This window comes from Enterococcus sp. AN402 (assembly GCF_040719405.1).
Taxonomy (GTDB): Bacteria; Bacillota; Bacilli; order Lactobacillales; family Enterococcaceae; genus Enterococcus; species Enterococcus faecalis.
Genome location: NZ_JBFDTM010000004.1, coordinates 2,459,330 through 2,473,074, shown reverse-complemented (window position 1 = coordinate 2,473,074; position 13,745 = coordinate 2,459,330). Strand labels below are relative to the sequence as shown.

13 protein-coding genes are annotated in these 13,745 nt (G+C 39.8%); 12 read left to right on the top strand and 1 reads right to left on the bottom strand.

Annotation, left to right across the window (positions count from 1 at the left end; all coding sequences use genetic code 11):
• The first annotated feature begins 96 nt into the window (after window positions 1–96).
• From AB1I62_RS13540 to deoD, 12 genes are all read left to right on the top strand, one after another.
• Window positions 97–1,398: a pyrimidine-nucleoside phosphorylase gene (locus AB1I62_RS13540; protein WP_074653886.1), complete on the top strand. Its 1,302-nt coding sequence runs from the start codon at window positions 97–99 to the stop codon at window positions 1,396–1,398.
• Window positions 1,399–1,425: 27 nt separating this feature from the next.
• Window positions 1,426–2,088: a deoxyribose-phosphate aldolase gene (gene deoC, locus AB1I62_RS13535; protein WP_002356166.1), complete on the top strand. Its 663-nt coding sequence runs from the start codon at window positions 1,426–1,428 to the stop codon at window positions 2,086–2,088.
• The gene (locus AB1I62_RS13530) at window positions 2,057–2,521 is read left to right on the top strand and encodes a cytidine deaminase (protein WP_002387503.1); all 465 of its coding nucleotides are present in this window, start codon (window positions 2,057–2,059) and stop codon (window positions 2,519–2,521) included. The genes deoC and AB1I62_RS13530 overlap by 32 nt, the downstream gene beginning before the upstream one ends.
• Window positions 2,522–2,616: 95 nt before the next feature.
• Window positions 2,617–3,690, top strand: a complete 1,074-nt coding sequence (locus AB1I62_RS13525) for a BMP family protein (RefSeq protein ID WP_048738116.1) — start codon at window positions 2,617–2,619, stop codon at window positions 3,688–3,690.
• A gap of 53 nt (window positions 3,691–3,743) precedes the next feature.
• Window positions 3,744–4,829 carry a BMP family protein gene (locus AB1I62_RS13520; protein ID WP_002356169.1) on the top strand — a complete coding sequence of 362 codons (1,086 nt, stop codon included), beginning with the start codon at window positions 3,744–3,746 and terminating at the stop codon, window positions 4,827–4,829.
• Window positions 4,830–5,034: 205 nt separating this feature from the next.
• Window positions 5,035–6,603 (top strand): ABC transporter ATP-binding protein, encoded by a 1,569-nt coding sequence (locus AB1I62_RS13515; RefSeq protein ID WP_002381361.1) that lies wholly within the window; start codon window positions 5,035–5,037, stop codon window positions 6,601–6,603.
• Window positions 6,596–7,729, top strand: a complete 1,134-nt coding sequence (locus AB1I62_RS13510) for an ABC transporter permease (protein WP_002356171.1) — start codon at window positions 6,596–6,598, stop codon at window positions 7,727–7,729. The genes AB1I62_RS13515 and AB1I62_RS13510 overlap by 8 nt, the downstream gene beginning before the upstream one ends.
• Window positions 7,729–8,682 (top strand): ABC transporter permease, encoded by a 954-nt coding sequence (locus tag AB1I62_RS13505; protein WP_002356172.1) that lies wholly within the window; start codon window positions 7,729–7,731, stop codon window positions 8,680–8,682. Before AB1I62_RS13510 ends, AB1I62_RS13505 begins: the two co-directional genes overlap by 1 nt.
• A 268-nt stretch (window positions 8,683–8,950) precedes the next feature.
• A complete protein-coding gene (locus tag AB1I62_RS13500; RefSeq protein ID WP_002367631.1) occupies window positions 8,951–9,544 on the top strand; it encodes a TMEM175 family protein in 594 nt (197 codons plus the stop codon).
• A 301-nt stretch (window positions 9,545–9,845) separates the two neighbouring features.
• A complete protein-coding gene (gene deoB, locus AB1I62_RS13495; protein WP_002356179.1) occupies window positions 9,846–11,012 on the top strand; it encodes a phosphopentomutase in 1,167 nt (388 codons plus the stop codon).
• Between the two features lie 16 nt (window positions 11,013–11,028).
• Window positions 11,029–11,847, top strand: coding sequence for a purine-nucleoside phosphorylase (locus AB1I62_RS13490; RefSeq protein WP_002356180.1), 819 nt, complete (start codon window positions 11,029–11,031; stop codon window positions 11,845–11,847).
• Window positions 11,848–11,864: 17 nt separating this feature from the next.
• Window positions 11,865–12,572: a purine-nucleoside phosphorylase gene (gene deoD, locus AB1I62_RS13485; protein ID WP_002359338.1), complete on the top strand. Its 708-nt coding sequence runs from the start codon at window positions 11,865–11,867 to the stop codon at window positions 12,570–12,572.
• Here the strand turns inward: deoD and AB1I62_RS13480 are convergent.
• Complete coding sequence (locus AB1I62_RS13480; protein ID WP_367019342.1) at window positions 12,569–13,549, bottom strand: iron-hydroxamate ABC transporter substrate-binding protein; 981 nt, start codon at window positions 13,547–13,549, stop codon at window positions 12,569–12,571. The two genes, deoD and AB1I62_RS13480, sit on opposite strands and share 4 nt — an antisense overlap.
• Between the last annotated feature and the right edge of the window lie 196 nt (window positions 13,550–13,745).

Below are 13,745 nucleotides of genomic sequence, written 5' to 3'. Positions count from 1 at the left end.
AAGAAAAAAATAATAGTAAACTGGTTTACTAAATGGTTTAAAGCTGAACGATTTTGTTGTATAATACATTATCGGGAAATCGGAGGGAACGAATTCATGAGAATGGTAGACATTATTGAAAAGAAACGTGACGGGCATCAACTAACAAGCGAAGAAATTCAATTTATTATCAACGGATACACAGATGGTTCAATTCCAGATTATCAGGTAAGTGCCTTTTTAATGGCTGTTTTTTACCAAGATATGACAGACGAAGAAATTACACAAATGACGTTAGCAATGGTCCATTCAGGCGAAATTGTGGATCTTTCTTCTATAAAAGGAATCAAAGTCGACAAGCATTCTACAGGTGGCGTAGGCGACACTACGACGCTTATTTTAGCGCCGTTAGTTGCTAGTGTCGGGGTCAATGTAGCAAAAATGTCTGGTCGTGGCTTAGGCTACACGGGCGGTACGTTGGATAAATTAGAAGCGATTCCTGGTTTTAAAGTTGAATTGACAGAAGAACGTTTTATTCAATTGGTGAACGATACAAAAGTGGCAGTGATTGGTCAGTCAGGTGATCTAGCACCAGCAGACAAAAAACTTTATGCGTTACGTGATGTGACCGCCACTGTTGACTCAATTCCATTAATTGCAAGTTCCATTATGAGTAAAAAAATTGCCGCAGGGGCAGATGCGATTGTCTTAGACGTGACTACTGGTGAAGGGGCCTTTATGAAAGACCTAGCAAGTGCTCGTCGATTAGCGGAAACAATGGTTCGCATTGGAAAACTGGCAAATCGCCAAACGATGGCAGTAATTTCAGACATGTCACAACCTTTAGGGGAGGCCATCGGAAATAGTTTAGAAATCGTTGAAGCAATCGAGACCTTGCAAGGAAATGGGCCAGAAGATTTAGTGGAGATGTGCTATGTCTTAGGAAGTCAGATGGTCGTTTTAGCTAAAAAAGCCGAGACGTTAGACGAAGCACGGGCTTTATTAGAAGAAGCATTAACAAGCGGTCGAGCGCTCGCAAAATTTAAAGAAATGATTGAAAATCAAGGCGGCGACAGTTCCGTTGTTGACCAGCCAGAAAAATTATTAACCGCAACTTATCAATTTGATTTACCTGCCAAAGAAACAGGCGTGGTACAAAAAATCGTTGCCAATGAAATTGGCGTTGCCGCAATGTTGCTGGGCGCTGGTCGTGCTACGAAAGAAGATACGATTGATTTTGCAGTTGGCTTGAAACTTCACAAAAAAGTAGGGAGCCCAGTTGAAAAAGGCGAATCATTACTAACCATTTATGCCAATCGTGAAGACGTGACAGAAGTCGAACAATTGCTTTATAAAAACATTGAAATTGGACCAACCGGCGAAGAGCCTATTTTGATTCACGATATTATTACGGAATAAAACAAAAAGAAAAGAGGAATTCTCATCATGGAATTAAACCGCATGATTGACCACACTATTTTGAAACCAGAAGCGACAGAAGCCGCTGTCCAAAAAATTATTGACGAAGCTAAGGAGTACAACTTTTTCTCTGTATGTATCAATCCTTGTTGGGTCGCTTTTGCTAGCGAGCAATTAGCAGATACCGACGTCGCTGTGTGTACCGTTATTGGCTTTCCTTTGGGGGCAAATACACCAGAAGTTAAAGCATACGAAGCAGCTGATGCGATTAAAAATGGTGCGAATGAAGTGGATATGGTGATTAATATTGGTGCATTAAAATCACAACAATACGATTACGTACGTCAAGACATTCAAGGCGTAGTAGATGCAGCCAAAGGAAAAGCGTTAGTCAAAGTGATTATTGAAACAGCATTATTAACAGACGAAGAAAAAGTTAAAGCTTGTGAATTAGCCAAAGAAGCAGGTGCCGATTTCGTTAAAACATCTACTGGCTTCTCAACAGGCGGCGCTAAAGTAGCAGACATTCGTTTAATGCGTGAGACAGTTGGTCCTGACATGGGCGTTAAGGCTTCTGGTGGCGTGCATAATGCAGAAGAAGCGTTAGCAATGATTGAAGCGGGGGCAACACGCATCGGTGCAAGTACGGGTGTAGCAATTGTTTCTGGCGCAACTGGCGAAGGGTATTAATTCGTATTTCAAATTAAACGAAGGTGTGGCGAAAAAGATGACAGTAAAACAAGAATGGCTTGATTGTGCCGTAGAAGCATTGGCACACGCCTATGTACCGTATTCTAATTTTCCTGTGGGCGCTTGCTTAGTGACTGCAGACGGGAAAATGTATCAAGGAGTCAACATTGAAAATGCCTCCTTTGGTTTAACAAATTGTGCAGAAAGAACGGCGATTTTTAAAGCCATTTCAGAAGATGAACGGACCTTCCAACATTTAGTTGTAGCAGGTAATACAGAGGCACCCATTTCTCCATGTGGCGCTTGTCGTCAAGTAATGGCTGAATTCTTTGATCCACAAATGCCGGTCACGCTAGTTGGTAAAGATGGCGCGACTAAAACAATGACAGTTGAGGCATTATTGCCCTATTCATTTACAGATAAAGATTTTTAAAAAAAGGACATAAGGTTTCGTTGGGCTCAAAGTAGATTTCAATAGCATAAATGCGAATGAAATAATAGATAAAATAGTAGGGGGCTTTTCGGAAAGTGAAACAAGCAAAATTTTTAGGTCTAGGATTGGCAGCAGTTGCCTTAACCATTGGGTTAGCTGCATGTGGCGGCAATAGCAAAAAGAACGCCAACACAAAAGGTGATCCACAACATAGTGTCGTAATGGTCACAGATACAGCCGGCATTGATGACAAATCTTTTAACCAATCTGCGTGGGAAGGAATGCAAGAGTGGGGCAAAGAGCACAAACTTCCAGAAGGACCTCAAGGGTATGCGTATATTCAATCAAATGAAGCATCTGATTATACATCAAACATTGACCAAGCCATTTCAAGTCAATTTAAAACGATTTTTGGCATTGGGTATTTACTAAAAAATGCAGTAGTAGATGCAGCGGACGCCAACCCAGAAACGAATTTCGTTCTAATCGACGATACAGTTAATGGGAAAAACAACGTCGCTTCTGCAACATTTAGAGATAATGAATCTGCGTATTTAGCAGGTGTGGCAGCAGCTAACACTACGAAAACCAACAAAGTAGGATTTATTGGCGGGGTTGAAGGACCCGTTATTGGCCGTTTCCAAGCTGGTTTTGAAAAAGGTGTAGCAGACGCTGGCAAAAAATTAGGCAAAGATATTCAAATTACGTCTACTTATGCAGGGACATTTGCAGACGCTTCAAAAGGACGGGCCTTAGCTTCTTCTATGTATCAAGCAGGTGCCGACATTATTTATCACGCAGCGGCGACTACAGGACAAGGAATCTTCCAAGAAGCCAAAGCGCTAAATGAAACAGGTTCAAAAGATAAAGTTTGGGTGATTGGTGTTGACCGTGACCAAAACGAAGACGGTAAATATACAACCAAAGATGGCAAGGATGATAACTTAACGTTAGCTTCAACCATAAAAGGTGTAAATATTGCTGTGAAAAAAATCTCTGATCTTGCATTAGAAGATAAATTCCCTGGCGGCGAACAATTAACTTATGGATTGAAAGATGGCGGTGTTGATTTAACAACAGAAGCCCTAAGCGATCAAGCCAAAACGGCAGTTAAAGAAGCCAAAGAACAAATCATCTCTGGTGACGTAAAAGTCCCAGACCAACCTTAGAAACAACTTAGTTGTTTAAATACATTAAACTATTTTTAGGAGGCTTTACAGAAATGAAAAAAGCAAAATTATTCGGTTTTAGTTTGATTGCATTAGGTTTATCAGTTTCACTTGCAGCATGTGGTGGTGGCAAAGGAAAAACCGCTGAAAGCGGCGGTGGCAAAGGGGATGCAGCGCATAGTGCTGTAATCATTACAGATACAGGCGGCGTGGATGACAAGTCGTTCAACCAATCTTCTTGGGAAGGATTGCAAGCTTGGGGTAAAGAACATGATTTACCAGAAGGTTCAAAAGGGTATGCATATATTCAATCGAATGATGCAGCTGACTATACAACAAATATTGACCAAGCGGTATCAAGTAAATTCAACACAATCTTTGGTATTGGCTACTTGCTAAAAGATGCAATTTCTTCTGCAGCAGATGCCAACCCTGATACAAACTTTGTTTTAATCGATGATCAAATCGATGGCAAAAAGAATGTCGTTTCTGCAACATTTAGAGATAATGAAGCAGCTTACTTAGCCGGTGTTGCTGCTGCAAACGAAACAAAAACGAACAAAGTCGGTTTTGTTGGTGGTGAAGAAGGGGTCGTAATTGACCGTTTCCAAGCTGGTTTTGAAAAAGGTGTGGCTGATGCTGCGAAAGAATTAGGTAAAGAAATTACTGTTGATACAAAATATGCGGCTTCATTTGCTGATCCTGCCAAAGGGAAAGCTTTAGCTGCTGCAATGTATCAAAACGGCGTTGATATCATCTTCCATGCTTCTGGTGCGACTGGACAAGGGGTCTTCCAAGAAGCAAAAGACTTGAATGAATCAGGTTCTGGCGACAAAGTTTGGGTAATCGGTGTTGACCGCGATCAAGATGCTGATGGCAAGTACAAAACAAAAGACGGCAAAGAAGACAACTTCACGTTAACTTCAACGCTTAAAGGTGTCGGCACAGCGGTTCAAGATATTGCCAACCGTGCGTTAGAAGACAAATTCCCTGGTGGCGAACATTTAGTTTATGGATTAAAAGATGGTGGCGTTGACTTAACAGACGGCTATTTAAACGACAAAACAAAAGAAGCTGTTAAAACAGCAAAAGATAAAGTAATCTCAGGTGACGTAAAAGTCCCAGAAAAACCAGAATAATTTAAGCTCCTAAATGAAAAAAGAATGGCTCATTATTGTTCCTTCTAAAAATAAAGTGGTCCTTGGCAGCGACGGCTGCCAAGGAAACCCTTTATGATGTTTGGATTTTTAACTAAATAGTTGAGGTTCTTCAACTACTTAGTTAAGGGTCAAAATTACCCTCTAAAGTATTGCCAATATAATTTTGTTAGGAAGTGAATAGACCTTGTCTCAAGAAGAAAACGTAATTGAGATGCGTAAAATCACCAAAGAATTTGGGACGTTCAAAGCCAACGACCAAATTGATTTACAAGTAAAACCTGGTGAAATCCACGCACTGCTAGGTGAAAATGGTGCAGGCAAGTCGACCTTGATGAATATCTTATCAGGGCTATTGGAACCGACCTCAGGTGAGATTTATATGAATGGCGAAAAAGTCAACATTACAAGTCCTACTGCAGCCAATCGTTTAGGAATCGGAATGGTCCATCAGCATTTTATGTTAGTTGAAGCCTTTACTGTGACTGAAAATATTATCTTAGGTAGTGAACCTACCCATGGCGGTATTTTAGACCGGAAAAAAGCGAAAAAAGAGATTGAAGAAGTGTCTAAGCAATACGGGTTGGATGTAAATCCCAATGCCTATATTCGCGATATTTCTGTAGGTATGCAACAACGGGTTGAAATTTTAAAGACCTTATATCGTGGTGCGAACGTTTTAATTTTTGACGAACCAACCGCAGTATTAACGCCACAAGAAATTGATGAATTAATGATTATTTTGAAAGAACTAACCGATGAAGGCAAATCGATCATTTTAATTACACATAAGTTAGATGAAATTAAAAAAGTAGCAGACCGTTGTACGGTCATTCGCCGGGGGCAAAGTATTGGCACCGTCAATGTGAAAGATGTTTCTTCGCAACAGTTAGCCGATATGATGGTGGGTCGTTCTGTTTCCTTCAAAACAGAGAAAAAACCAGCGCAACCGAAAGAAACAATTTTATCAATTAAAGATTTAGTAGTGAAAGAAAGCCGCGGCTTAGATGCAGTGAAAAATCTTAGCTTAGATGTCCGAGCAGGGGAAGTTGTTGGAATTGCGGGGATTGATGGCAATGGACAAACAGAATTAATCCAAGCCTTAGCAGGATTAACCAAAGTCGAAAACGGGTCCATTCATTTGAATGAAAAAGAGATTACTAATCGCAAACCTCGGGAAATTACGGAAATGGGTGTCGCCCACGTTCCTGAAGACCGACATAAATATGGCTTAGTATTAGAGATGACATTGGCTGAAAATATTGGCCTACAAACGTATTACCAAAAACCATACAGTTCAACAGGTATTTTAAACTATCGAATGATTAACAAACACGCCCGTGAATTAATTGAAGAATATGATGTACGGACTCCTAATGAATTAGTACCAGCTCGGGCGCTTTCAGGTGGGAATCAGCAAAAAGCGATTATTGCCCGAGAAGTTGACCGCGATCCAGATTTGTTGATTGTTTCTCAACCAACACGCGGTTTAGATGTCGGAGCTATTGAATACATTCATCGTCGACTAATTGAACAAAGAGATAAAAATAAAGCTGTTTTATTAGTAAGTTTTGAATTAGATGAAATTTTAAATGTTTCTGATCGTATCGCTGTTATTCATGCGGGGGAAATCGTCGGAATTGTTGATCCGAAAGAAACGACAGAAAATGAATTGGGCTTGTTAATGGCTGGCTACTCATTGGAAGAAGCCCGTGCTGAGTTATCAAAAGTAGAGGCAGGTGAAACTGTTGAATAATCGTTCTGAAAAAATAAGAAATATTTTAGTCCCTGTGTTATCTGTTATTATGGGTTTCCTCTTAGGGGCAATTATTATGGTTATCTTTGGCTATGACCCAGTGGCTGGGTATCAAGCGATGTTTGAAACAGCTTTCCAAGGAAAGAAAAGTATTGGTGAGATTTTTGTCACCGCAGCACCGTTGATTTTTACCGCTTTAGGATTCTCAGTGGCTAATTCGGCTGGATTCTTTAATATCGGGCTTTCTGGACAAGCCTTATGTGGTTGGGTGGCTAGTATTTGGGTCGCTTTATCCATGCCTGATGCACCCCGGATGATTGCGTTGCCGGTGGCGATTATTGTTGGGGCAGTTGCAGGAGCTTTAGCAGCAGCTATTCCAGGTTTCTTGCGTGCCTATTTTGGGACGAGTGAAGTTATTGTTACGATTATGTTGAATTATATTTTATTGTACACAGGAAATCATATTGCTAATAATGTCATGAAACCAAGTATTATGGCGAACAAAGGGATCACCAAAATGATTGGTGCGAATGCATCATTACGCTCACCGTTTTTAACAAGTATCAGTGATGGCTCTCGTTTGAACATCGGCATTTTCTTGGCCTTCATTTTCCTTATTCTTGTGTGGTTCTTGATGAAAAAAACAACGCTTGGTTTTGAAATTCGGTCGGTGGGGTTAAACCCATTTGCTTCTGAATATGCTGGAATGAGCAGCAAGCGAACGATTATTTTATCCATGATGATTTCAGGAACGCTGGCTGGTTTAGGTGGTGCGGTCCAAGGATTGGGGACTTTCCAAAACTTCTTTATTCAAAACACATCGTTGAGCATTGGGTTCGATGGTATGGCTGTGTCTCTATTAGGAGCAGGTAGCTCAATCGGGATTTTACTTTCCGCATTACTGTTTGGAATGTTAAAACTTGGTGGACAAGGAATGCCGTTGATAGCTGGTGTACCAACCGAATTAGTTGATGTTGTTATTGCAGCAATTATTTTCTTTGTGGGAATTAGTTATTTAATTCGTTTCTTGTTAGCAAAAGCGTCTGGTAGTAAAAAAGAAGTAGCGATTGTAGAAACAATTGAAGCGGCGCCAGACAAAAACAATCAAGAGGGGGGAGACATCTAATGGATTTAGCAACAATTTCCTCAATCATCACGCAAACATTAGTGTATGCAACTCCGCTCATCTTGACAGCATTAGGCGGAACGTTCTCAGAACGAAGTGGTGTGGTTAACGTTGGTTTGGAAGGTATTATGGTAATGGGCGCTTTCAGTTCGGTCGTTTTTAACTTGACGTTTGCTGATACATTTGGCGCGGCGACACCATGGATTGCTTGTTTAGTAGGAGGCGTTGTCGGGATTGTCTTTTCTCTCTTACATGCCGTTGCAACTATTAACTTACGAGCAGATCATATTATCAGTGGTACTGTCATTAACTTGATGGCACCGGCGCTAGGGGTTTTCCTAGTAAAAGTTATTTATCAAAAAGGACAAACAGATATGATTACACAATCATTTGGCTATTTTTCTTTCCCAGGATTGTCAAAAATTCCAGTGATTGGTGAACTATTCTTTGCAAAAACCTCTTTGCCAGCTTTCGTAGCAATTTTGATTGCGATTTTAGCTTGGTTTGTCATTTATAAAACACGTTTTGGCTTACGGTTACGTTCTGTGGGAGAACATCCACAAGCGGCAGATACATTGGGAATTAATGTCTACTTAATGCGTTATTCTGGCGTCTTGCTATCCGGCTTCTTAGGCGGTATGGGCGGAGCTGTCTTTGCTCAAAGTATTGCGGGTCGTTTTGGGATTACCACAATTGCAGGACAAGGGTTTATTTCAATGGCCGCAATGATCTTTGGTAAATGGAATCCACTTGGGGCAATGGGCGCAGCCTTATTCTTTGGCTTTGCACAAAACTTGAGTATTGCTGGGGAAAACCTACCAATTATTTCAGAAATTCCAAAAGTTTATCTACAAGCAGCACCATACGTATTAACCATTTTAGTCCTAGTTGTGTTCTTCGGAAAATCATCGGGACCAAAAGCGAACGGGAAAAATTACGTCAAAACGAAATAAGAAAAGAAATGGGCCCTCCGTCAAAGCGACGGGGGGCCATTTCTTTTCTTAGGATAATCAGTTGAACACAAGCGGCATTAGGTACTGCTTCACTGCAAAAAAGCGAGTTGATAAAGGTAACTTTTCTTTTGGCTGTTTTTTACAATTCGAAGGAAGTGTCGAAATTTTGAAAAAAACCAAACAGGTCTAGCAGCTTTTTTTCAAAAATCGTTGGTTTTTCTGCTATACTTTTGTTTGTAGTAAGCATAGGAAAAGTGGAGGACGTTCAATGAATAAAACACGTGTAGAAGCATTTAGTGATGCAGTCATTGCCATAATCATGACCATCATGATTTTAGAAATTAAAACCCCTCAAGTGGGTGTTTTGGCAGGTTTGATAGAAAATATCCCATATTTTTTATCGTTTATTGTCAGTTTTATTTTTATCTGTATCGCATGGTACAATCATCATTACATAATGTCCGTAACTCATTGGTTTTCTAAAAAAGCGTTTTGGGCAAATAATTTTTGGTTATTCTCCATGGCCTTCATTCCGGTAGCAACTGCTTGGGTGAGTGAATTTTGGTGGATGCGGGCACCTGTTTATTTTTATCTTGTTGTGTATACGGTTTGGGATTTTGCCTACTTCTTGCTAACAAGGATCATTTATGAAGACAATGTAGTGAAAGATCCACAAGGTGCAGCTAAGTTAAGAAAATCGAAATCTTATAGTAAGGCAACAAAAATCATTCATCTTTGTCTTTTCGCAATCGGATATATCGGTATTTATTTTTATCCGCCCATTGGCATTGGTGTGATTTTATCAGAAGCGGTTATCTGGTATTTAAATGTGCCAAAAGAGGGAGACCGCTTGGAGTGTTAAAAGTTTTGATTGTATAAAGAGTCGTGTTCTTTTTAAAGAGCAGGCTATTCGAAAAAAACAATAAAAAAGTTTCCTAATTACGGTGGGAGACTTTTTTTCTTTCAGTTTTTAAGCCCTGCTAAAATCGAAGGAATCAGTGAAAATTTTAATGCTCTTTCAGGCAATAATAGCGGATTCATGGTATAATTGAAGAGCTGAGAATAAATAGATTATTCTGTTTGATTCTCGAGACTATTTAAAAGGCTAGCGTAAAATAATTGTCATTCTTGACGTATTTACGACCTTAGAGGAGGAAGCAAGTGTGTTTAAACGTGTTCATTTAATCGTACTAGATTCAGTCGGTATTGGTGAAGCACCAGATGCTGAAAAATTTGGAGATGTCGGCAGTGATACACTGGGTCATATTGCCAAAGAAGCGGGACTAACCATTCCTCATTTAGAAAAACTTGGATTGGGAACTATTGCTCCTTTAACAGGTGTCAAAGCAGTGGCAGACCACGATGGCTATGCCACCAAATTAGAAGAAATTTCTGTTGGAAAAGATACTATGACCGGTCACTGGGAAATTATGGGCTTGAACATCAAAAAACCTTTTCGGGTATTCCCAAACGGATTTCCTGAAGAATTGCTGAAACAAATTGAAGATTTTTCTGGGCGAAAAGTTGTTTGTAACAAACCATATAGCGGGACAGCGGTCATTGATGATTATGGCGAACATCAAATGAAAACTGGGGATCTAATCGTTTATACTTCAGCAGACCCTGTTTTACAAATTGCGGCGCATGAAGACATTATTCCATTAGAAGAATTGTATAAAATTTGTCAATATGTTCGTGACATTACGAAAGACGAACCTTATATGATTGGTCGGATTATCGCTCGCCCGTATGTTGGTGAACCAGGTAATTTCACTCGAACCAGTAACCGTCATGACTATGCTCTAGATCCTTTTGGCCATACTGTTTTAGATTCGTTGAAAGAAAACGGCAATGATGTGATCGCTGTTGGGAAAATTAACGACATCTTTAATGGACAAGGAATTACTGAAGCTATCCGCACGAAGAGCAATATGGATGGGGTGGATCAATTATTAACGGTCATGAACAAAGATTTTACAGGTTTAAGTTTTACTAACTTAGTGGATTTCGATGCGCTGTATGGCCACCGTCGTGATGTAAAGGGCTATGCAAAAGCCATCGAAGATTTTGATGGTCGTTTGCCAGAGATTATGGCAGCTATGGCCGAAGATGATTTGCTTTTAATTACAGCAGATCACGGGAATGACCCAACTTTCCCAGGAACAGACCACACACGTGAATATGTGCCTTTATTGGCTTATAGTAAAAAAATGACAAAACAAGGCAGCTTGCCACAAGGATTTTATTCAGATATTTCAGCAACGATTGCTGAAAACTTTGAAGTTCCTGCAACGGAAAACGGTCAAAGCTTTTTAAATCAATTACAATAATTCGAGGAGGCAACACATGACAACGTTAACGAACCATTTAAACGAAACAACTGAGTTTTTGAAAGAAAAAGGGGTGCAACAAGCAGACTTCGGTCTAATCTTAGGTTCTGGGTTAGGTGAATTAGCTAATGAAATAACCGATGCGATTGCTATTCCTTTCTCTGAAATTCCCCATTTTTCTGTTTCAACAGTCGTTGGACATGCTGGACAATTAGTTTACGGAACGCTTTCTGGAAAAAAAGTTTTGGCGATGCAAGGACGTTTTCATTATTATGAAGGACATTCGATGCAAACGGTCACTTATCCCGTTCGTGTGATGGCTGCTTTAGGCATTCATTCAATGATTGTAACCAACGCAGCTGGTGGCGTAAATGAAACATATACACCGGGGAATTTGATGTTAATCAATGACCACATTAATTTTACAGGCGATAATCCGTTAATTGGTGAAAATGATGAAGAAATCGGGCCGCGTTTTCCAGATATGAGTCATGCTTACACGCAAGAATATCGGGAAGTGGCAAAAAAAGTAGCTGCGGAACAAAATATTGATTTAAAAGAAGGCGTGTATATGGGCTTTTCTGGCCCGACATATGAAACGCCTGCAGAAATTCGGATGTCACGGACGATGGGTGCAGATGCAGTTGGCATGTCAACTGTTTCGGAGGTCATTGTAGCTGTGCATAGTGGCATGAAAGTACTAGGCATCTCTTGTATTACGAATTTAGCAGCTGGTATGCAAAGTAGCTTAAATCATGCAGAAGTAGTTGAAACAACTGAACGCGTTAAAGGACAATTCAAAGAGTTAGTGAAAGCAACACTAGCAGCTTTATAAAAAAGGAGTAAACCAGAATGAGTGTGCATATCGAAGCAAAACCAGGTGAAATTGCCGATAAAATTTTACTACCAGGGGATCCCCTCCGAGCAAAATATATTGCGGAAACTTTTTTGGAGAATCCTGTCTGCTATAATCAAGTTCGTGGGATGTTAGGTTACACAGGAACATATAAGGGACAGCGTGTTTCGGTCCAAGGAACAGGGATGGGGATGCCTTCAGCAGGTATTTATGCCCATGAGTTAATTAACTCTTACGATGTGAAGAAGTTAATTCGTGTTGGTACGTGTGGTTCTATTTCAGAAAAAGTCAACGTTCGTGAATTAGTTATCGCACAAGCAGCAGCGACACCTTCTTCCGCGATTCGCAATGATTTTCCTAAATATGATTTTCCACAAATTGCGAGCTTCGACCTTTTACTCAAATCTTACGAAATTGCTAAAGCAAAAGGCTTTACTACCCATGTTGGTAACGTATTGTCAGATGATGTTTTTTACAAAGATAGCTTAGATGATGTCTTTCGTTTAGGTCGATACGGGGTATTAGCGATTGAAATGGAAGCGGCAATGTTATATTATTTAGCAGCAAAATTTGATGTAGAAGCATTGGCGATTATGACGGTGAGTGATAGCTTGGTGACAGGCGAAGAAACAACGGCAGAAGAACGCCAAACGACGTTTAATGAAATGATTGAAGTTGGTTTAGAAACGGCAATTGCTAATTAAAAAAATGCTTGGATGATTATTTTCATCCAAGCATTTTTTTGATTTAAGAGCGCTTTTTTTACATCTTCAACAATTTGAGTATTCGCAATAGGTCCGTTGTATAACCAACTACTTTTTTTATCATAGGTATGAACTTGGTTATTTTTCACAGCAGGTAAGTTCTTCCAAATTGCTTCTTGGAAAAGAGGTGCTGATTCATCGCTGTTTACAAGGAAAATGTGGTCTGCGTCAAGCTCAGCTAATTTTTCTAAAGAAACTTGATTCCAATCCGCAGTAGCATTTTTAGAAATTTCTTCCACTAATTTTGGAACTTGGAGGCCTAAGTCCTGATAGAGCACGGTTCCGCTTGAGCGATTATCGCTAACCATAAAGACTTGGTTGTTGGTTACCCATAAGACTGCCGCAGATTTGCCAGCATCCTTTTTGCCGAGGTCTTCTTGGACGCCTTTGGTTAAGGTATCATAATCTTCTAACACTTTTTTCGCTTGTTCTTTTTTATCTAAAACAGTGGCAATATCTTCCAATTGATCACGCCAGGTGACATTTTCGCCGTTTTTGACTACATAAGTTGGCGCAATTTTACTGTATTCTTTGTATTTACCGCCTTCAACTAGAGCAGATGAACTGATTAATAATAAGTCAGGTTCAAATTTTAGAACCGCTTCATATGGCAAGTCATAGGAAATAGTGGGGACATCTTTCAATTCTTTCGCTAAATAATCTTGAATGCTGCCTTGTCCAACTGTCCATTGTGCCACTGGTTTTTCTCCTAATGCAACTAGATAATCTTCTAAATAACTCGCAATAATCCGTTTGGGTTTCGCGGGGACGGTTACTTTATTGCCTAAGGTATCTGTTACTTCATGTGTTTTGTCAGCGTTGTTGGCTTCTTTATTCGTATTACCACAAGCTGCGAGTAAGAATGAACCAAGAAGAAGGGTTGTACCAATTAGGACCGTCTTTTTTAAAAGTTTCATTGTGTAACTCCTTTATTTTTAGTTGATAACGATTCTCATTATCAGTTAAAAACGACCGTTTGTCAATCATCGCTTGCTTTTTTGAGCAAATAAGTTGCATTTTTTAGATAATTCGTTTTTTTGATTGGAAGAAACATTGCTTTTTAAGGAAGGGTCTTTTATAATCAAGGAACAATGAGTGAGAACGATTCTCAAT